Origin of the sequence: Micromonospora sp. NPDC050200, from assembly GCF_040656135.1 — a bacterium.
In the GTDB taxonomy this organism is placed as follows: domain Bacteria; phylum Actinomycetota; class Actinomycetes; order Mycobacteriales; family Micromonosporaceae; genus Micromonospora.
On record NZ_JBFALG010000001.1, the window covers coordinates 1 to 19801 of the forward strand.

At 69.7% G+C, this 19801-nt stretch carries 15 protein-coding genes; 5 read left to right on the top strand and 10 right to left on the bottom strand.

All coding sequences use genetic code 11. From position 1 onward, the window contains the following. Positions 1-89: 89 nt before the first annotated feature. The 4 genes from AB0I41_RS00005 to metK all read right to left on the bottom strand — a co-directional run bounded on the left by AB0I41_RS00005 (position 90) and on the right by metK (position 6079). Positions 90-2288, bottom strand: a complete 2199-nt coding sequence (locus tag AB0I41_RS00005; protein WP_357099677.1) for an MMPL family transporter — start codon at positions 2286-2288, stop codon at positions 90-92. Positions 2289-2350: 62 nt separating this feature from the next. Beyond that, entirely contained in the window at positions 2351-3391 is a 1041-nt protein-coding gene (locus AB0I41_RS00010) for a carbohydrate kinase family protein (protein WP_357099680.1), read from the bottom strand. Positions 3392-3403: 12 nt separating this feature from the next. Continuing rightward, on the bottom strand, positions 3404-4879 hold the full coding sequence (gene ahcY / locus AB0I41_RS00015; RefSeq protein WP_357099684.1) for an adenosylhomocysteinase: 1476 nt from the start codon (positions 4877-4879) through the stop codon (positions 3404-3406). A gap of 9 nt (positions 4880-4888) precedes the next feature. Next, on the bottom strand, positions 4889-6079 hold the full coding sequence (metK, locus tag AB0I41_RS00020; protein WP_357099687.1) for a methionine adenosyltransferase: 1191 nt from the start codon (positions 6077-6079) through the stop codon (positions 4889-4891). A gap of 147 nt (positions 6080-6226) precedes the next feature. Here metK and AB0I41_RS00025 point away from each other — a divergent pair, with 147 nt between their 5' ends. Together AB0I41_RS00025 and AB0I41_RS00030 are read left to right on the top strand one after the other, a co-directional pair. Then, complete coding sequence (locus tag AB0I41_RS00025; RefSeq protein ID WP_357099690.1) at positions 6227-7738, top strand: FAD-dependent monooxygenase; 1512 nt, start codon at positions 6227-6229, stop codon at positions 7736-7738. Beyond that, positions 7731-8966, top strand: a complete 1236-nt coding sequence (locus AB0I41_RS00030) for an FAD-dependent monooxygenase (RefSeq protein ID WP_357099693.1) — start codon at positions 7731-7733, stop codon at positions 8964-8966. Before AB0I41_RS00025 ends, AB0I41_RS00030 begins: the two co-directional genes overlap by 8 nt. Before the next feature lie 106 nt (positions 8967-9072). Here AB0I41_RS00030 and AB0I41_RS00035 read toward each other — a convergent pair whose 3' ends face one another. The 4 genes from AB0I41_RS00035 to AB0I41_RS00050 are packed head-to-tail and all read right to left on the bottom strand — an operon-like array spanning position 9073 to position 12928. Next, positions 9073-10419 carry an acetyl-CoA carboxylase biotin carboxylase subunit gene (locus AB0I41_RS00035; protein ID WP_357099696.1) on the bottom strand — a complete coding sequence of 449 codons (1347 nt, stop codon included), beginning with the start codon at positions 10417-10419 and terminating at the stop codon, positions 9073-9075. 12 nt (positions 10420-10431) lie between these two features. Further along, complete coding sequence (locus AB0I41_RS00040; RefSeq protein WP_357099699.1) at positions 10432-10926, bottom strand: biotin/lipoyl-containing protein; 495 nt, start codon at positions 10924-10926, stop codon at positions 10432-10434. Between the two features lie 57 nt (positions 10927-10983). Continuing rightward, positions 10984-12660 (bottom strand): acetyl-CoA carboxylase carboxyltransferase subunit alpha, encoded by a 1677-nt coding sequence (locus AB0I41_RS00045; protein WP_357099701.1) that lies wholly within the window; start codon positions 12658-12660, stop codon positions 10984-10986. Positions 12661-12670: 10 nt separating this feature from the next. Next, complete coding sequence (locus AB0I41_RS00050; RefSeq protein ID WP_357099705.1) at positions 12671-12928, bottom strand: acyl carrier protein; 258 nt, start codon at positions 12926-12928, stop codon at positions 12671-12673. A 302-nt stretch (positions 12929-13230) separates the two neighbouring features. Between AB0I41_RS00050 and AB0I41_RS00055 the strand changes: the two genes are divergently transcribed. Together AB0I41_RS00055 and AB0I41_RS00060 are read left to right on the top strand one after the other, a co-directional pair. Then, positions 13231-14280 (top strand): Gfo/Idh/MocA family oxidoreductase, encoded by a 1050-nt coding sequence (locus AB0I41_RS00055; protein ID WP_357099708.1) that lies wholly within the window; start codon positions 13231-13233, stop codon positions 14278-14280. A 73-nt stretch (positions 14281-14353) separates the two neighbouring features. Next, the gene (locus AB0I41_RS00060; protein ID WP_357099711.1) at positions 14354-16234 is read left to right on the top strand and encodes a KedN5 family methylcobalamin-dependent radical SAM C-methyltransferase; all 1881 of its coding nucleotides are present in this window, start codon (positions 14354-14356) and stop codon (positions 16232-16234) included. A 138-nt stretch (positions 16235-16372) separates the two neighbouring features. On the opposite strand, the gene AB0I41_RS00065 is transcribed toward AB0I41_RS00060, so the two are convergent. Then, entirely contained in the window at positions 16373-18328 is a 1956-nt protein-coding gene (locus AB0I41_RS00065) for an AMP-binding protein (RefSeq protein WP_357099714.1), read from the bottom strand. 9 nt (positions 18329-18337) lie between these two features. Further along, complete coding sequence (locus AB0I41_RS00070; RefSeq protein WP_357099717.1) at positions 18338-18772, bottom strand: nuclear transport factor 2 family protein; 435 nt, start codon at positions 18770-18772, stop codon at positions 18338-18340. Between the two features lie 235 nt (positions 18773-19007). Here AB0I41_RS00070 and AB0I41_RS00075 point away from each other — a divergent pair, with 235 nt between their 5' ends. Beyond that, the gene (locus tag AB0I41_RS00075; protein WP_357099720.1) at positions 19008-19796 is read left to right on the top strand and encodes an SDR family NAD(P)-dependent oxidoreductase; all 789 of its coding nucleotides are present in this window, start codon (positions 19008-19010) and stop codon (positions 19794-19796) included. Positions 19797-19801 lie beyond the last annotated feature (5 nt).

The following is a 19801-nucleotide window of genomic DNA, read 5'->3' on the forward strand; positions in this document are numbered from 1 at the left end:
CCCCTATGTGTCAACTCCCGGGCCACCCCTCCCCCGGGCCCGGGGCGGCCCCGCCCACGCTGGGGGCCGGCGCCGGCCGCTGCCAGCCCCTACTTGGCGACGGTGGTCTGCAGATTCGACGGTGTCGAGGTCCGGTAGTCGTCAGGCGGGTCGATCGACGCGTGCGGCAGGATCCGGTCGAGCCAGCCGGGCAGCCACCAGTTGGACCGTCCCAGGAGATGCATCACCGCGGGCACCAGGAACGTGCGCAGGATGAACGCGTCAAGCGCGACCGCGACCGCGAGCCCGATGCCGAACTCGGAGAAGGTCCGCTCGTCGCCGAGACCGGTGGAGCCGAACACCAGGATCATGATGGTCGCGGCGGCGGTGATGATCCGGCCGGTTTCGGCCTGCCCCACCTGGACCGCCCGGCCGTTGTCCCGCGTGTTGACCCACTCCTCGTGAATCCGGCTCACGAGGAACACCTGGTAGTCCATCGAGAGTCCGAAGAGGACGGCCAGCATCAGCGCCGGCAGGTAGGACTCGATCGGCCCCTCTCTGCCGATGGTGATGAGGTTGATGTCCCAACCCCACTGGAAGACCGCGATCACCACACCGAACGAGGCTCCGGCGGCGAGCAGGTTCATCGCGGCGGCGGTGAGCGGGACGACGATGCTGCGGAACGCGATGAGCAGCAGCAGACAGCCGAGCCCCACAATGACCGTGATGAACAGCGGCAGCTTGTCGGCGAACACCTCCGCGAAGTCGTCGAAAATCGCGGTCAGGCCGCCGACGTGGACGGTTACCCCGGTGCCCTGGGTGACCGACGGGATCACGTCGCCCCGGAGCCTGGCGATCGTCTTGGTGGTCGCCTCGTCCTGCGGTGCGGTGGTCGGGATCGCCTGCAGGATGGCCGCCGTGCCGGCCTCGTTGGGAATCGGCACGCTGACCGCGGCGATGCCCGGGGTCGCCTTGACCCGATCGGCGAGCGTCTGGAGGGTGGCGTCACCGCCGCCACCGGGCGGCAGTTGGGCGACCAGCAGCAGCGGACCGTTGAAGCCGGGCCCGAAGCCCTGCGCGAGCAGGTCGTAGGAGCGGCGGGCCGTCGTCTCCTCGGGGAGGTTGCCTTGATCGGCGGCGCCGAGCCGGAGCGAGAAGAACGGGATGACGAGTACCGCCATGACGGCCAGCGAGAACAGAGCCAGGATGGCGGGGCGGCGACGCACGAAGCCGGAGAACCGCGTCCAGTAGCGGCCCACGTTGTCGACCCTCGGGCCCAACTCGGCGAGCCGCTTGCGCTCCCGCCGGCTGAGCACCCGGGTGCCGATGACGCCGAGCATCGCGGGCAGCAGGGTGAAGGACGCCGCCACGGTGAACGCGACGGTGACCGCCGCGCCGACCGCCATGCCACTGATAAACGCGATGTCAAGGACGAAGAGGCCGAGCAGGGCCACGACGACGGTCCCGCCGGCGAACAGGACCGCGCGGCCCGAGCTGTTCAGCGCGTTGCCGATCGACTCATCGGGGGTACGTCCGGCCTTGATGCCGTTGCGGTGCCGCGTCACGATGAACAACGCGTAGTCGACGCCGACACCGAGCCCGATGAGAGCGGCGAGGGTGGGCGCCGTGGTGCCGATCGTCATGGCGTGGCTGAGCAATCCGACGGTGAAGAGTGCGGCGCCGAGCGCGACGATCGCGGTGAGCAGCGGCAGGAACATCGAGGCGAGTGAGCCAAATGCGAGGAAGAGTACGACGGCTGCGGCAATGAGCCCGACATACAGCTCGGCCCCGAAGGACGGCCCCTGCTCGCTCGCCTGGATGGCGATGCCGCCCAGCTCCACCTGGAGGCCGTCGGTGCGGGCGTCCTCACCGATCTCGATGATGTCGGTGAAGACCTTGGTGGGCAGTTGGTTCGCCTGGTCATCGAAGTTGACCAGCGCGTATGCCGTCTTCTTGTCGCCGCTGATTTGCGTGCCGCCGAGCTCGCCGTACGGGCTCATCACGCCGGAGACGTGCGCCGAGTCGTCGATACGTTGGAGCGTCGACGTCATGCGGTCACGCACGGCCTGGTCCTCGACCGAGCCGTTGGTGGTGTGCCATACCACGGTGATCGTGTCACCGGATGTCGCCGGGAAGGAGTGCTGCAGCAGGTCCAGCGCCTTGGTCGACTCGGTTCCGGGCAGGGAGAAGGTGTCGTTGTACGCACTTCCGACGGCGCTGTTGGACACGCCGAGACCGCCGAGAACCGCGACCCAGATCAGGATCACGACGTACCTGTGCCGTAAGCACCAGCGCCCGAGCGTCGCCATGGTTGACTCCTCCTACACCCTAGAGACCTCTACGGGGTAGAGTAGTTCTACGGTGTAGGAAGTCAAGCGACGCCGGCCTGCTCGTGTCGACCACCGACCAGATCCGGGGTCTGCCGTGGGGACGAGCCCGTCCACGCGTCGCGCACTCTGATCGCGTCGGCGTCGCCGTAGGTCACGGCCAGTCGGGCGCAGAAGAGGTCCGGCTCCACCACGTACTCCTGGGCGCCGTCCGTCTCGAGGGTGTAGGCGGCGAGGAGGCAGCCGACCTGCGCGGCCTCCCGCAGTGACAGCCCCCAGGCCAGACCGGTGAAGAAACCGGCGCGGAAGGCGTCGCCGACCCCGGTCGGGTCGACCGGCTCGGACACCACAACGGCGGGGACGTGCCTCGGCGCGCAGCCCCGCTCGGTGATGTGCACTCCGCGCTCACCGAGCGTCGTCACCCTGACGTCGACCAGATCGGCCAGGGCCTCCTGCGACAGGCCGGTCTTCGACGCGAGAAGGTGCGCCTCGTATTCGTTGGTGAGCAGGTACTCGGCGCCGCGGATGCATTCCAGCACATCCTCACCGGGCATGACGGCCAACTGCTGGGACGGGTCGGCGGCGAACCGCCACCCCTCCCGACGGCAGGTCGCCGCGTGCCGCAGCATCGCCGCGGGATCGTCAGTGCCGATCACGACCAGATCCGGGCGGCCGGTACGGCGGGCGACGGCCGCGAGATCGATGGAGGCGGCCTCCCGCATCGCACCCGGGTAGAAGGAGGCGATCTGGCACATGACCTCGTCGGTGGTGCAGACGAACCGGGCGGTGTGTGCGGAGTTGCTCACCTGGACGTGGTCGCAGTCGACGCCGTGCCGCTCCAGCCACGCGCGGTATTCGGCGAAGTCGAGTCCCACCGCGCCGACGACGACGGGGCGCCGTCCGAGCTGCCCCATCCCGTAGGCGATGTTGGCGGCCACACCGCCCCGCCGTACGACGAGGTCGTCCACGAGGAACGACAGCGAGACGGTCGCCAACTTGTCGGCGACGATCTGGTCGGCGAACCTGCCGGGAAAGCGCATCAGATGGTCGGTGGCTATCGAGCCTGTGATCGCCACGATCTGCATTCCGGTCACCGCCTAATACCGGTAGTGGTCTGCCTTGTACGGGCCTTCGACGGGGATGCCGAGGTAGTCGGCCTGCTTCCTGGTCAGCTCGGTGAGCCTGACGCCGAGGGCGTCGAGGTGCAGGCGGGCGACCCTCTCGTCGAGGTGCTTGGGCAGGGTGTGGACGCCGGTCGGGTACTGCTCGCGCTTGGTGAACAGTTCGATCTGGGCGATGACCTGGTTGGCGAAGCTGTTGGACATGACGAACGACGGGTGTCCGGTGGCGTTGCCGAGGTTGAGCAGCCGCCCCTCGGACAGCACGATGATCGAGTGGCCGTCGTCGAACTTCCACTCGTCGACCTGCGGCTTGATGGTGATCCGGGTGACGTCGGAACGTTTGGCCAGGCCGGCCATGTCGATCTCGTTGTCGAAGTGGCCGATGTTGCCGACGATGGCCTGGTGTTTCATTCGCGCCATGTGCTCGGCGGTGATCACATCCAGGCAGCCGGTCGCGGTGACGAAGATGTCCGCGGTCGCGACGACGTCGTCGATGGTGGCGACCTGGTAGCCGTCCATTGCCGCCTGCAAGGCGCAGATCGGGTCGACCTCGGTCACGATGACCCGGGCGCCCTGGCCTCGCAACGACTCCGCGCAGCCCTTGCCCACGTCGCCGTAGCCGAACACGACCGCGACCTTCCCACCGATCAGTACGTCGGTGGCCCGGTTGAGGCCATCGACGAGGGAGTGCCGGCAGCCGTACCGGTTGTCGAACTTCGACTTCGTCACCGAGTCGTTGACATTGATCGCCGGGAACAGCAGTGTCCTGGCCCGCTGCATCTCGTACAGCCGGTGCACCCCCGTGGTGGTCTCCTCGGTCACGCCCCTGATTCCGGCCGCGACCCGGGTCCAGCGACCGTTGTCCTCCCGCAACGACCGTTTCAGCACGCCGAGGATGACCGCGGACTCCTCCGAGTCGGTGGTGTCCGGTGCGGGGACCGCGCCGGCGTGCTCGAACTCGGCGCCCTTGTGCACCAGCAGCGTGGCGTCACCGCCGTCGTCGAGGATCATGTTCGGGCCGCACCCGGCCGGCCACCGCAGCGCCTGCTCGGTGCACCACCAGTACTCCTCCAGCGTCTCGTCCTTCCAGGCGTACACCGGAATCCCGGACGGCCGCTCCGACGTGCCGTTCGGGCCGACGGCGACCGCGGCGGCCGCGTGGTCCTGGGTGGAGAAGATGTTGCAACTGGCCCAGCGCACTCGCGCACCCAGCGCGGTCAGGGTCTCGATCAGCACCGCGGTCTGGATCGTCATGTGCAGCGAACCCGTGATCCGCGCGCCACGCAGCGGCTGCGCGGCGGCGAACTCACGGCGGATCGCCATCAGGCCGGGCATCTCGTGCTCGGCGAGCTCGATTTCCTTACGCCCGAAGGCCGCCAGGGAAAGGTCGGCCACCTTGAAGTCGCGGTTCGTGTCAGGCGGGACCGTTTCGGGCGGTGCGATGGTCGTCATGAGTGCCTCTCAGAGTGCGATGGACTTGAGCTCGGCGACCCGGTCCGTCCGCTCCCAGGCGAAGCCGGGCAGCTCCCAACCGAAGTGACCGTAGGCGGCGGTCCGCCGGTACACCGGCTTGAGCAGGTCCAGATCCCGGATGATCGCCGCCGGACGCAGGTCGAAGACCTCGTCGATCGCCTGCTCGATCCGCTCCACCGGGACGACCTCCGTGCCAAAGGTCTCCACGGACAGGCTCACCGGGTGCGCCTTGCCGATCGCGTACGCCACCTGCGCCTCGCAGCGCTCGGCCAGCCCGGCGGCCACCACGTTCTTGGCCACCCAACGCATCGCGTACGCCGCGGAGCGGTCCACCTTCGACGGATCCTTGCCCGAGAAGGCCCCACCGCCGTGCCGGGCGTACCCGCCGTAGGTGTCGACGATGATCTTCCGCCCGGTCAGGCCGGCATCACCCATCGGACCACCGATCTCGAATCGCCCGGTCGGATTCACCAGCAGTCGGTATCCCCCGGTGTCCAACCCCAGACCCTCGAGCTCTGGCGTGATCACGTGCTTGCGCACGTCCGGGGTCAACAGCGACTCCAACGAGATGTCCGGCGCGTGCTGGCTCGACACCACCACGGTGTGCAGTCGAACCGGGCGCAGCCCGTCGTACTCGATCGTCACCTGCGTCTTTCCGTCCGGCCGCAGGTACGGGATCGTGTGGTCCTTGCGCACCGCGGCCAACCGACGGGCCAACCGGTGCGCCAGTGCGATCGGCAACGGCATCATCTCGGGCGTCTCGCTGCACGCGAACCCGAACATCATGCCCTGGTCGCCGGCGCCCTGGAGGTCCAGATCATCCGTGCCGGAACCCTCCCGCACCTCGATCGCCGCGTCCACACCCTGGGCGATGTCCGGCGACTGCGACCCGATGGAGACGCTGACCCCGCACGACGCACCGTCGAACCCCTTCTTCGACGAGTCGTAGCCGATCTCCAGGATCGTGTCCCGCGCGATCTGCGGGACGTCCGCGTACGCACGCGTCGAGACCTCACCGGCCACGTGCACCTGGCCGGTCGTGACAAGCGTCTCGACCGCCACGCGACTGCGTGGATCCCCGCCGATGAGCGCGTCGAGAATGGCGTCGGAGATCTGGTCCCCGATCTTGTCGGGATGTCCCTCGGTCACTGATTCCGAGGTGAAGAGTCGAAACGCCATGGGTGATCCTTCCGTGGATGCTGCGCCGAGACGCTAGCGCCGTGTTTTCGAGGGCGGTTTGAGCCGGCGACTCGACCGCACCACGACGTGTCCTTGAGACCTGCGAGCCAGGCTCGGTCGGACGTGTCACCAGGGAAAGAGGTTGCGATGGCGGTCGATGTCGTGGTCGTTGGTGGAGGACCTGTCGGCCTGCTGCTCGCGGCGGAGCTGCGCCTCGCCGGGGTGGGCGCGGTGGTGCTGGAGAAGCGACCGGACATCAACCCGCACTCGCGCGCCTTCCGGTTGCAGCCGCGCACCCTGGAGATCCTGGACGCACGCGGGCTGCTCGACCGGTTCCGCAAGGACAACTTGATGTGGCCGAGCGCCCACTTCGCCGGGATCAAGCCGTTGCTCAACCTGGCCGGCCTGGAAAGTGAGCACCCGTACTCGTTGCTGATCCCGCAGGCCCGCACCGAGCGGCTGATCGAGGCCCACGCCCGGGAACTGGGCGCCGAGATCCGTCGCGGCCACGAGGTCGTCGACCTGCGCCAGGACGACGACACAGTCACCGTCCAGGTACGGGAGGGCGACACCGAGTACGAGCTGCGGGCGGACTTCCTGGTCGGGTGTGACGGCGGTGGCAGCACCGTCCGGAAGCTCGCGGGCATCGAGTTCCCGGGCACCGGCGGATCCGTGGCCGCGCTCCTCGGCGACGTGACGATCGTGGAGCCGGAAAAGCTGCCCTCCGGCGTCCCCGGCACCATGCGTACGGCGAACGGCCTGCTGATGGCGGTCGCCCTCGAGGTGCCGACGACACGCGTGCTGACGACCGAGTTCGGCCGCGAGCACGCGGACCGGACGGCCCCGGTCACGCTCGACGAGCTGCGCGAGAGCATCCTGCGGGTCACCGGCCAGGAGGTGCGGCTGCGCGACCCGCAGTGGCTGTCCCGGTTCACCGACGCGACCCGTCTCGCGGAGAAGTACCGCAGCGGCCGGATCCTCCTCGCCGGTGATGCCGCGCACGTGCACTTCCCGATCGGCGCGCAGGGACTGAACCTCGGCCTCCAGGACGCCATGAACCTCGGCTGGAAGCTTGCCGCGGAGGTCAACGGCTGGGCACCGAAGGGCCTGCTCGACACCTACGCCCGGGAACGCCAGCCGGTCGCGCGGGCGGTGCTGCGCGAGACGCAGGCCCAGCTCGCGCTCATGAATCCCGACGAGCGCGTCAACCCCCTCCGTGAGCTGTTCGGGCAACTGCTCGCGCTCGACGCGGTCAACCTGTTCCTCTCCAGACTCGTGAGCGGCACGGACGTCCGGTACGCCTTCGACCCCGCCGACGAGGCGGATCCGTTGGTCGGCGGGTACGCCCCCGCCATCGCCATCCGAACGGCGGACGGGCGGGGCCGGGTCGCCGAGCTGCTCCGCTCCGGTCGGGGTGTGCTGCTGGTCCTGGGCGACCTGCTGGAGCCCTCCGCGCTCCAGGGGGGTTGGGCGCGGCGGGTCGACGTGGTCGCCGCCGATCCGGTGGACAAACCGGAGGTGAAGGCGTTGCTGCTGCGCCCCGACGGGCACGTGGTCTGGGCGGCGCCGCTGGACGCCGTGCAGGAGGAGACCCGTACCGGGCTGCGTCAGGCGCTGACGACCTGGTTCGGCGCGCCGGACGAGGACGGCCGTGGCTGACGTCGAGACCGACTTCTGCGTGGTCGGCGCCGGCCCGGCCGGCCTGGTGCTCGCGCTCCTGCTGGTACGCTCCGGCGCCCGGGTCACGCTCGTCGAGCGCTCGCGCAGCTTCGAGCGCGAGTACCGGGGCGAGATCCTGCAACCGGGTGCGCTGAGCCTGCTCGACCAGCTCGGTGTGCTCGAGGCCGCTCGGGCGCGAGGTGCCCACGAGCACCACCGGTTCCGGCTGGAGGACGGCGATCGGGTCCTGCTCGACAGCGACTATCGGGCACTACCCGCGCCGTACAACTACCTGCTGAGCATCCCGCAGCGGCACGTGCTGGAGGAACTGCTCGGTCAGTGCCGCCGCTTCGCCCAGTTCACCTACCTCGACGGCAACCGGGTCACCGCCCTGCTGCGCGACGGCGGCCGTACCACCGGCGTGGTCACCGACCGCGAACTCGTCGTCAACGCCCACTGTGTCATCGGTGCCGACGGCCGGTACTCGAAGGTGCGTCGCCTCGCGGGGATCGAAGACGGCCGGCTGGACGTCTTCGAGCGCGACGTGCTGTGGCTCAAGGTTCCCGTGCACGGCGAGGCACCGCGCGACGTGCGCATCTTCCGTGCCGGCGGGGAGCCGGTGCTCAGCTACGTCTCCGTCCCCGGCTCCATCCAACTCGGCTGGACGCTCCCGCACGGTCGCTACAACGAGGTGGTCGGGGAAGGGCTGGACAGCCTCAAGGAGCGCATCGGCGCCGCGGTCCCGCCATACGCCGAGCTGATCCGTGAGCACGTCACCAGCCTCAGGGATCTCAGCCTGCTCGACGTCTTCTCTGGGCGCGCCGAAACGTGGGTGCGCGACGGGCTCGTGCTCATCGGCGACGCCGCTCACACCCACAGCCCCATCGGTGCGCAGGGCATCATGCTGGCCATCCAGGACGCCGTGGTGCTGCACCCGATCCTCGTGGACTCGTGGCAGTCGGGTGACCCGAGCTCGGCGCGGCTCGGGGCGTTCCTGGCCCGGCAGCGGGACATCGACCGGGTCATGCGGTTCCAGGTCGCGCAGAGCAAGGTGATGCTGTCCACCACCGGCATGGCGGCGCGGGTCCGGCCGAAGATGGCCTCGCTCGTGTCGCGGACCCCGCTCTACGGCAGGATCCTGCGTCAGATCGCCTACAACAACGCCGGCATCCGCATTGCGACCGAGGCGTTCACCACGCCCGGCCGGCAGAATTCCCCACGTCGCTGAGTGACCTCCGGAAGCCCTTGTGATCCACGGCGCTCTCGGCGCCGGGAACGCTTCCGCCACGGCGTCTCCGCGCCGTGGCGGAACCTCCAGCTGGAGTGTGCGATGGTCAGCCGGGCTGGGTCATGCCCTCGACGAGTGCAGTGCTGTGCAGACCCTGCCGGAAGGCCGGCTCGTCGAGGACGCGCCGCAGGAAGGCGGACGTGGTGCTGACCCCGGCAACCCGGAACTCTTCGAGCGCGGCGCGCATCCGGTCGATCGCCTCGTCGCGGTCTGGCGCCCAGACGACGACCTTCGCCAGCAACGAGTCGTAGGACGACGAGATCGTCAGGCCGGGGAAGCCGTGGGTGTCGACGCGGACGAACGGGCCACCGGGCGGCCGGAACTCGGTCAGGAGCCCGGGCGTGGGCACGAAGCCCCTCTCCGGGTCCTCGGCGTTGACCCGGCACTCGATCGCCGCGCCGCGCGGCACGATGTCCTCCTGCTTGAGGCCGAGCGGGTGCCCGGCCGCGACCCGGATCTGCTCGCGGACCAGGTCGATGCCGGTGGCCATCTCGGTCACCGGGTGCTCGACCTGGATCCGGCAGTTGACCTCCAGGAAGTAGAAGCCCCCGCGGTCGTCGACGAGGAACTCGAACGTGCAGCACCCGACGTAGCCGACGCTCAGCGCACCGTGCAGGGCGAGTCGTTTCATCTCGTCCAGCAGGTGGGCGGGCAGGTGCGGAGCGGGCGTCTCCTCGATGAGTTTCTGGTGCCGGCGCTGCACGCTGCAGTCCCGCTCACCCAGGTGCACCCCGTTGCCCTCGCCGTCGCACAGGACCTGTACCTCCACATGGCGGGCGAAGGGCAGGTACCGCTCCAGGAACACCCGGCTGTTGCCGAAGAACGCCTGCGCGTCCGACCTGCCGCGCTGGTACGCGCCGGGAAGCTCATCGGCGGTCGTGGCCACGTGCATCCCGCGCCCACCGCCACCGCCGACGGCCTTGATGATCACCGGATATCCGATCTCCCGCGCGGTCTCCTGTGCCTCGGCGAGGCTTTCCACCGGGTCCACGGTGCCGGGCAGCAACGGCAGCCCCGCCTCCGCCATCGCGGCCCGCGCCAGGGCCTTGTCGCCGAGCCGGCGCAGGACCGGCGCGGGTGGACCGATGAACGTCAGGCCCGAGGTGGTGCAGACCTCGGCGAAGTCCGCGTCCTCGGAGAGGAATCCGTAGCCCGGGTGGATCGCGTCGGCCCCGGTCCGTCGGGCGGCGCCGATGATCGCCGGGATGCTGAGATAGCTGCGCTTCGCCGGCGGCGGCCCGATCCGGACGGCCTCGTCGGTGACGCCGAGCACAGCCGCGTCGGCGTCCTCGCTGGAATACACGGCGACGGTACGAATGCCGAGACCACGGCAGGTGCGGGCGATCCGCAGCGCGATCTCGCCCCGGTTGGCGATGAGGACCTTGGCAAACATTCCGACCCCGCGTCACGCCGCGTCGAGCGGGACGATGGTGAGGAGCGGCTCGCCGAACTCCACGATGGTTCCGTCCACCGCGATCACCTCCACGATGTGCGCCGCGCGGTCCGCCTCGACCGGGATCATGAGTTTCATCGCCTCCAGAATGCCGATCTGCTGGCCGACCTCGACAATGTCGCCCTCCTCGACGAACGGCTTGGCGTCCGGACCCGGCGCGCGATAGAACGTGCCCACCATCGGCGCGCGCAGGTATTCGACGCCGTCGGCGCCGCTCGTGCCCGCCGTCACCGCCGTGTCGGTCGACATCGATGTCGGCGGGTCGACCTGGATCGTTGTGAGGCTCGCGGTCGCGGCCGCCCACTCCAGCTCGACGGTCATCCCGTCGGCCCGGAGCAGCAGCCTGCTCGGCGGCACGGGCGTGGCCGTCGCCAGCCGTACCGCGTGCTGGCAGAGCTCCTGGAATGCCGGACGGTTGCCATCTTCGGTTCGCTCTTCCTGCCCCACCTGCTGTCCTCGCCTTCACACTTGTGACCGAGCGCCGATCGCGTGCGTGCCCACCCTTCACACGGGTGGCAGGGTGCCGAAGCTCCGGAAGCGGAGCCTCCGCTCTGCGATGAGCTGGCGGGCGTCGAGCCCGGAAAGCTCCTCCAACGTGCTCTTGACCGCGTGGCCCAGCCGCTCGGCGGCCAGCGCGGGGTCGGCCTGGGCGCCGCCCTCCGGCTCGGGGATGACCCCGTCGATGATCCCGAGCGCCAGCAGGTGCCGCGTCTCGAGGCGCAGCGCCTCGGCCGCGCGGGGTGCCTGCGCCGCGTCCTTCCACAGGATCGCGGCGCACCCCTCGGGGCTGATGACCGAGTAGACGGCGTTGGAGAAGGCGAGCACCCGGTTCGCGACCGCGATCGCGAGCGCGCCGCCGCTGCCGCCCTCGCCGGTCACGACCGCGACCACCGGCACCGGGAGCCTGGTCATGATCCGGAGGTTGTCCGCGATCGCCACGGCCTGCCCCTGCTCCTCGGCCTCCGGGCCGGGATAGGCGCCGGGTGTGTCGACCAGCGTCAGCAACGGCAGCCGGAGCTTGGCGGCCAGGCGCATCAGGCGGGCGGCCTTGCGGTAGCCGGCCGGCGTGGCCATGCCGAAGTTGCACGCGGCCAGCTCGGTGGCTGTGTGCCCCTTCTGGTTACCGAGGACGACGAGCGGGACGTCGTCCAGCCGGGCCAACCCCCCGACGACGGACGTGCAGTCGCTGGCGAGCCGGTCGCCGTGCAGCTCCTCGAAGTCCTCGAGCATCGCATGGATGTAGTCGAGCGTGGTCGGCCGGTGCGGATCCCGCGCCTGTTGCACGGTCTCCCACGGACTACCCGCCACCAACTCCCCGCCGTCGTGGACCAGCCGCGCGGTCCGGGCTCCGGATGGGCGCTCGGCGCGGTCACGCACCCCGAACGACAGGATCCGCGCGAGCGTGGCCGGCAACGCGGCGCGTGGGCACACCATGTCGACCATGCCGTGATCGAGCAGGAACTCCGCGGTCTGCAGGCCGGTGGGCAGCACGCGCCCGATGGTCTGCTCGATCACCCGGGGTCCGGCGAAGCCGAGGCGCGCGCCGGGCTCGATGACGATGACGTCGCACAGGGTCGCGTACGACGCGGCTACCCCGCCGAACGTGGGATCGGTGATCAGCGAGACCGTGAGGATCCCGGCTTCGTCCAGCTCCGCCAATGCCTGGCTGGTCTTCGCCATCTGCATCAGGGCCAGCGCGCCCTCCTGCATCCGCGCGCCACCCGACGCGGTCACGAGAAGGAGCGGGATCCGCCGGTCCAGCGCGTGCTCGGCGGCCCGAGTGACGAGCTCACCGACGGCCGTGCCCAGGCTTCCACCCATGAAGTCGAAGTCCATGACCGCGGCGACCACCGGACTGCCGCCGATGGTGCCGCGCACGCACAGCACCGCCTCGGCGAGACCCGTCTTGCGCTGTGCCGAACGGATCCGCTCCGGATACGGGCGCGTGTCGACGAACCCCAGCGGGTCGCCGGGGTCGACCTGGAAGTCGAGCGGTGTGGCGGAGCCGGCGTCGAAGAGCTGCCGGACCCGCTCCCGGGCGGTCAGCCGCTCGTGCCGCCCGCACTCCGGGCAGACGCTCCGGTTGCGTTGCAGGCGTTTGCGGTAGACGAGACTGCGGCAGTGCGCGCAGAGCTGCCACTCGGCCCCCCCGACGGCCGCATCACCCACAACGGCGGTCATCAGTGCCCGCTCACGCCTTCGCGGCGAGCTGATCGTTGATGAAGTCGAGGAGCCGTCGCGGCGTGGTGGCGCTCGCCATCCCGTCCTCCGGCAGCTCGACCGCGAACTCCTGCGAGGTGCGGCTGGTCGTCTCCAGCAGCGCCAGCGAGTCGTAGCCCAGATCGTCGAACGACGTGTCGAGGATGTCACCGTCAAGGTTCAGCGCGTCGCTCTCGCCGGCGCACTGGCGCATGATCCGCCTGAGGTCCTCTATCGTGAACTGCCGCATGTGGTCCCTCCCACGTCTGGTGACATGCTGCGGAAGTGGTGGCGCAGGATGCCACCGCGCCGCCAGGACCCAGATCGTCGGCCGATGCCGTCGAGACACGCTCAAGGCTCGTTGGCGGTGCGGGTGGGCGCGCACCGACGGACGTCCCGACAACTGCTCGACGTCGTCTCGAACGGTGTCCGCGACGTTGGAGGCCTCGTAAGCCTCGCGCACACCGTGGAGGATCCGTGCGGCCCGACCATGACATTGCGGCCATCGATGCCGGTCCGGGCGCAACTGCGACGCGCCCCGGGACGACCGGGGTGACGAGCCCTCGCGGGAGGGTCCGACTCGGCGTGCTGGGCTGCGCCGGGATCGCCTGGCGGCGGACGCTCCCGGCCGTCGAGGACGAGCCGAGTCTCGATCTCGTGGCCGTCGCGAGCCGGGACGCCGACAAGGCGCACCGGTTCGGCGCACGGTTCGGGTGCGAGCCGGTCGAGGGGTACCAGCGGCTGCTCGATCGAGCCGACATCGACGCTGTCTACGTGCCCCTTCCGGCGGCGCTGCACTCGCCGTGGGCACGTGCCGCGCTCCGGGCCGGCAAGCACGTCCTCGTCGAGAAGCCGTTGACGCCTGATCCCGCGGAGACGGCGGAGCTGCTCACCGCAGCCCGGAAGGCGGGACGGGTGCTGATGGAGAACTACATGTTCCCCTTCCATACCCAGCACGCGGCGATCCGGCAGCTCATCGCCGAGGGCGCGGTGGGTGAGCCCCGCTCGTTCCTCAGCGCGTTCACCATCCCGCGGCGGCCGGAAGGGGACATCCGCCTCCAGGCCGCGCTCGGTGGCGGTGCGCTGCTCGACGTTGGCGGCTACCCGGTCGGCGCGGCCGAGCTCATTCTCGGACCGCGGCTGCGCGTCGTCGGTGCGGCCCTGCGGCGGCAGCCCGACCTGGGTGTCGACATCGCCGGCGCCGCGCTGCTCGTCACCGATGACGACGTCACCGCACACCTCACGTTCGGGATGGACCACGCGTACCGCGCATCCTATGAGCTGTGGGGAACCGCCGGCCGGCTCGTGCTCGAGCACGCGTTCGCACCGCCGGCCGACCACCGGCCCGTCGTGCGGATCCACCGCCAGGACGGCGTGGAGGAGCTCGTGCTGCCCGCGGACGACCAGTACCGCCGCGCGATGCGCGCCTTCGCGTCCGCCGTGCTGAACGGCGACAGCGGTCACGGCGAGGGTGACGACGACGGCACCGACCTGTCGGCGACCCGGCGGACGGAGCGGGAGGGGGCTGCGCTGCACCACGCGGAGCTCGTGCGGCAGATCGCCCGGACCGCGGAGGTCCAGCCACCTTCCACCGGCCCTTGAGCGCGCTTCGTGAGTATCGAGGCCCGTCCGGCCAGGAGCGTCCATTCGGACGCCCGTCAGGAGCGTGAGTCGAGTGCTTACCGTCGATATCGTTCAGCAAGGTGCCTGGGACATGCCGTTGGACTCCATGCCCCTCGCCGCGGGCTACCTCAAAGCGTCACTCGACGCTGACGTGGACATCGGCGGCGAGGTGGACGTACGGATCCGCAACTTCCGTGGTGGCGTCGGCCTCCCGGACATGGCGCGGGAGCTGTTCGGCGAGCGGGTGCCCAACGTGATCGCTTTCTCGGTCCTGGGCTGGAACTACCGTAACTTCGCCACCTTGGCCGAGACGTTCAAGCAGTTCAACCCACACGGTCTCGTCGTCTTCGGCGGCAACCACGTCGCCAATCAGGGCGAGCGGGTGTTCCGCGAGTATCCCCAGGTCGATGTGGTGGTCAACGGTGAGGGTGAGTTCACTTTCCGCGACCTCATCGAATACCGGCTGAGCAATCCGCGTGAGCTGAACCCCGTGACGACCGGCGGGATCTCGTTCCGCACGGAGGACGGCGTCGTCCACACCACACCCGACCGGGAACGCATCGACAATCTGGATATCGTGCCGTCGCCGTTCCTCACCGGCACCCTCCCGATGCTCGACGCCGCCGGCAACTTCCGCTACGACGTCGCGCTGATGGAGACCAACCGCGGTTGCCCGTACAAGTGCTCGTTCTGCTACTGGGGCGGCGCGGTCGGCCAGCGGATGCGGTCCTTCTCCCGGGAACGGATCGCGGAGGAGCTCGACTACTTCGCCTTCCACGGGGCGCCGACCATCGTGTTGTGCGACTCCAACTTCGGGCTCCTGGAGTCCGACGAGGAGTTCACCGAGGACCTGATCAAGACCCGGGAACGGTACGGGTACCCGCGCGCGCTGGAGACGAGCTGGGCGAAGAACAAGTCGACCCGCTTCCACCGCATCGTGCGCGAGCTCAAGGCACACGGGTTCAAGAGTTCCTTCACCCTGGCCCTGCAGACGCTCTCTGACGAGGCGCTCGGCGACATGCAACGCAAGAACATGAAGGTCAACAAGTGGGAGGAGCTGGTTGACTGGCTCCGCGACGAGGACCTCGACTGCTACGCCGAGCTGATCTGGGGTGCCCCCGGAGAGACCGTCGAGTCGTTCTTCGAGGGCTATGACCAGCTCGCGGCCAAGGTGTCGCGGATCGCGATCTATCCGATGCTGCTGCTGCCGAACACGTCCTACGTGGAGAGCCGGGAGCTGCACGGCTTCGTGACGATCCGCGGCGAGGACGACGACTTCGAGTACGTACTGGCCAACCGCAGCTCCACGCTGGCCGAAAACCTGGAAATGCAGCGGTTCATGTTCTGGGCGCGCATCATGGGGGAAAACCAGTTCCTCCGCTGCACCTGGGACCCGGCCCGACAGCTCGCTGGCATGACCCAGTCGGAGGTCATCAAGAGCATGATGGCCGCGGCCGCCGCGTCGAGCGACCCGATCGTGAGCGAGTTCCACGACATGGCGCCGGTCATCGCGGAGTCGCCGGTCATCGCGGCCGGACTCCGCCGCCTGTGCTCGCAGCCGGTGTTGCAGGAGTTCGTCCGGTCGTGGTGGCGGGAGGTGGTGGTGCCCCGGTTCCCCGCCGCCTGGCAGGCGTTCGCGGTCGACCTCTACGAGTACGAGCACTGGTCACGCCCCGTCTACGACCAGCCGGGTGGCGAGCTGTCGGCGGGCTGGAGCGTGATGGAGACCGCCGACGGACCGGCGTTCGCCAGCGCGCCCGTCGAGTTCGACTACCCGGTCAAGGAGATGCTGGCCAACTGGGAGACGGTGCGGACGGCGCAGCCGGTCAGGCAGCCCACCACGTACGTGTTCGAGGCGATTCCGGGCTACCACGACCACCTCGACAACCACGAGACCGCGGCGCACTACATCGCGCAGGCGCGCCTGGTGTAGTCGACGTGACAGGGGCCGGCCACGTTCGTGGCCGGCCCCTGTCGCATGCGGTCACCGTCGGTCAGCTACTCGAGGCATGCGGGCGGGAGAAGAGGGCGGGGCGCCGCCCCGCCCCTCCCCCTTGTCCCGCCCGCGGGGCTATTTCGCCACGGCGACGTCGTAGCTCTTGAGGATGGTGAAGGGCGCCGGGTCCGCGGTGGTGACCTTCATGAGCTGCTGGACGAAGCCCTTGAACTCGTCACTGCCCATCGCCTGCCGGTGTCCGCTCGGGTCGTCCCACTCGGAGATCTCGACGTAGATCTTCGGATCCTTCGCCGAGTGGTAGAGGCGGTGGGTACGGAATCCGGGCTGCTTGATCATGAAGTTGGTGAGGTTCTCGAGCACGGCCTCGAACTCGTCCGTGTCGCCGGTGACCGTGAACCGGTTGATGAGTGTGAACACGCGAACTCCTCCTGGTCGGTGAGACACCATTGGGTCGGTTGTTGCCATCTGGGAGAGCACCCGGGACCGGAGGTCCCGGCGCTGCACCTTGCCGGTCGGGGAACGTTGGATCTCGCCCACGAACTCGACCGCGCGGAGATGCTGGTAGTAGGGCAGCCGTTCGGCGACGAACGCGATCAGTTCCTGCCGGTCGACGGCGGAACGCTTCGGGAGCACAACGCCGAGGGCGACCGCTCCGCTGTGCGGGTCCGGCACGTCGACGACCACGCAGTCGGCGACCGCCGGGTGGGTACGCAGGACGTCTTCGATCTCGGTGGGCGAGACCAGCCAGTTGTCACACTTGAAGACGTCCTTGATCCGGTCGACGAGGAACAGGTAACCGTCGGTGTCGACGTAGCCGACGTCGCCGGTGGAGAACCATCCGTCGGGGTCGACGCAGCGGCTGTTCCCGCCGTCCAGATAGCCGAGCATGAGCTGCGGGCCGCGCACCTGGATCTCGCCCTTGGCGCCGACCGGCAGCACGGCCCGGGTCTCCACGTCGACGACGCGGCATTCCGTGCCGGCCACCGGCGTGCCGCACGAGCGCAGCCGCGGGCGGTCGAGGCTGTCGCAGTGGGTCAGCGGCGAGGTCTCCTGCAGCCCGTAGCCCTGCACCACCGGCACGCCGAAGTGTGCGGCGAGCGCGTTCGTCGCCAGTGCTGGCAGTCCCGATCCGCCGGACAGCACGGCCTCCAGGGTCGGTACGCCATGCCCTGGGAGCCGGGGGTCGACAGCCAGCTGCGACAGGCGCATCGGGAGGCTGTAGTAGTGGGTCGCGCCGAACTCGGCGGCGGCGTCGACCGAGCCGACGAGGTCGTCGTCCGGCCAGAGCACCAGCGTCGCGCCGGCGGCGACCGGCGTCGTGAGGTGCATGAGGTGGAAGGTCGGCAGGTGGTCGAAGAGCACCGACGTCGACGTCACCCGATGGGCGTGCGCGGTCTGCGCCGCGTTGACGCTCAGGTTCCGGTGGCTCAGCCGCACCCCCTTGGGTAGGCCCGTCGTGCCGCTCGTGAACTGCAACACCGCGAGCGCGTCTGGATCGGCGGACGGTGCCGCGGGCGGCGGCGGGGCGCTCGAAACGGCCCCGACCAGCTCCTCCAGGGCGGACAGTCCGGACAACTCGTCCGTGACGTCGGAGGGGCGACGCGTCAGGAGGATGGTGTCGAGCTCCGGGATCCGGTCGCGGACCCGGGCGATCCGCTCGGCCATCACCGGAGTGGCGATGACCACACGCGCGCCGGCGAGCCGCAGCACGTGGGCCAGCGCCTCCTCCCGTAGCAGCGGGTTGACCAGCGCGGCCACGCCGCCGGCGCGCACGATGCCGAAGAAGGCCGTGGGAAACACCGGATCCAGGGCCAACGCCAGTGCGACCACGCCGCCGGGGCCACCGACAACCGCGTGCAGGGCCGACGCGCAGGCGGCCACCCGCTCGTCGAGGTCGCGGTAGGTGAGGTCGCCGGCCGGGGACCGCACCGCGAGCCGGGACGGCGTCCGTTCGGCCGCCCGCCGGAGCAGGTCGTCGACGCGCGGTCCGCCGATCAGGTCGTTCAGGACGTCGAGACCGGGACCGGTGGCGACGCTGCCGGCCGGCGTCGGGGCTGATGGCGTGGTCATCCCGCGGCCTCAGCCCTTGGGAAGATCGTCACGGAAGACCCGGCGGTCCTGGACCAGCAGCTGTCCGTCCTTCCGGACGAGCACATCGTCGCAGGTGCAGCTCAGGCGGACCTCAGCCTGGCCGCCCAGCTTCGTGCTGAGGATGAGCGCGTAGGAACGTACGACGATCGCGCCGTCCGCGCGTGGCGCCACCTCGAGCATGCCGAGCCAGTGCCGGCGTTGGATGCCCTCCGCGGCGAGCTGGCTCGCAGCCTGCCGGGCACCGGCCTCGATGGCCGCGCGTCCGCGTGCCGGCTCGGGATGGGCGTTCGCCGCGAACACCCCGTCCTCAGTGAACGTCGCGGCCCACGCCCCCACCTCGGCCTCGTCGAGGAGGCGCATCTGACGTCCGTAGAAATGCTGCACCTCGATGTAAAGCTCGGTGCCCTCGGTGGTCGTGACCAATTGATCCGTAGGCGACATGGTCTCTTTTCTCCCGCCGTCGTGGAACAGACCGACGTGAGGGTGGCACCGGCGCCTCGAGCGTCGCTGGAGCGCGACCGCATCCCGGTACCGACAGCGTGCGCCGAAGCCGGCCGGTGACCTCCTCGAGCGCTCCAGCGGCGTTCGGTCGAAACTCGAGCCGTGCCCGACAGGCTCAGAGCCGACCGAGCGAACGCGCCGGCTGAAGGGAATCCTGATGAGCACTGTGCGCCCTGCCCCTGTCGCACTTGTCACCGGTGGTACCAGCGGCATCGGGCTCGCCGTGGTGAAACGGTTGGCCGCACGGAAGATGCCGGTCTTCATCTGCGCCCGGACCGCCGAGAACGTCGCCTCGACCGTGAAGAGTCTGCGTGAGCAGGGTCTCGACGTCGACGGAGTCGAGGGCGACGTGCGCTCCCGGGAGTCGGTCCACCGCGTGGTCCGCGCGGCGGTGGACCGGTTCGGTCCGATCACCGTCCTGGTCAACAACGCCGGCCGCAGCGGCGGTGGCGTCACCGCGAGCATCACCGACGACCTGTGGTACGACGTCATCGACACGAACCTCAACGGTGTCTTCCTGGTGACCCGCGAGGTGCTCACCACGGGTGGACTCGCCGGGGTCTCCGGGGGACGGATCATCAACATCGCCTCGACCGGCGGCAAGCAGGGGGTTCCGCTCGGCTCGCCGTACTCGGCGTCGAAGGCGGGCGTCATCGGCTTCACGAAGGCGCTGGCGAAGGAGCTGGCACGCACGGGCGTGACGGTCAACGCCGTCTGCCCCGGCTATGTCGAGACACCGATGGCACAGCGCGTCCGGCAGGGCTACGCCGCCGCCTTGAGCGTGACCGAGGGCGAGGTGCTCGAGCAGTTCCAGGACAAGATCCCGCTCGGCCGGTACGCCACCCCGGAGGAGGTGGCCGGGCTCGTGGACTACCTGGCTACCGACACCGCGGCGTCCATCACCGCGCAGGCGTTGAACGTCTGCGGCGGGCTGAGCAGCTACTGAACCGA

Coding starts and splice junctions, on each gene's coding strand:
- AB0I41_RS00045 (WP_357099701.1), bottom strand. CDS start 12,660: ATGACCGCCGTTGTGGGTGATGCGGCCGTCGGGGGGGCCGAGTGGCAG.
- AB0I41_RS00010 (WP_357099680.1), bottom strand. CDS start 3,391: ATGCAGATCGTGGCGATCACAGGCTCGATAGCCACCGACCATCTGATG.
- ahcY (WP_357099684.1), bottom strand. CDS start 4,879: ATGACGACCATCGCACCGCCCGAAACGGTCCCGCCTGACACGAACCGC.
- AB0I41_RS00005 (WP_357099677.1), bottom strand. CDS start 2,288: ATGGCGACGCTCGGGCGCTGGTGCTTACGGCACAGGTACGTCGTGATC.
- AB0I41_RS00075 (WP_357099720.1), top strand. CDS start 19,008: ATGAGCACTGTGCGCCCTGCCCCTGTCGCACTTGTCACCGGTGGTACC.
- AB0I41_RS00065 (WP_357099714.1), bottom strand. CDS start 18,328: ATGACCACGCCATCAGCCCCGACGCCGGCCGGCAGCGTCGCCACCGGT.
- metK (WP_357099687.1), bottom strand. CDS start 6,079: ATGGCGTTTCGACTCTTCACCTCGGAATCAGTGACCGAGGGACATCCC.
- AB0I41_RS00025 (WP_357099690.1), top strand. CDS start 6,227: ATGGCGGTCGATGTCGTGGTCGTTGGTGGAGGACCTGTCGGCCTGCTG.
- AB0I41_RS00050 (WP_357099705.1), bottom strand. CDS start 12,928: ATGCGGCAGTTCACGATAGAGGACCTCAGGCGGATCATGCGCCAGTGC.
- AB0I41_RS00035 (WP_357099696.1), bottom strand. CDS start 10,419: ATGTTTGCCAAGGTCCTCATCGCCAACCGGGGCGAGATCGCGCTGCGG.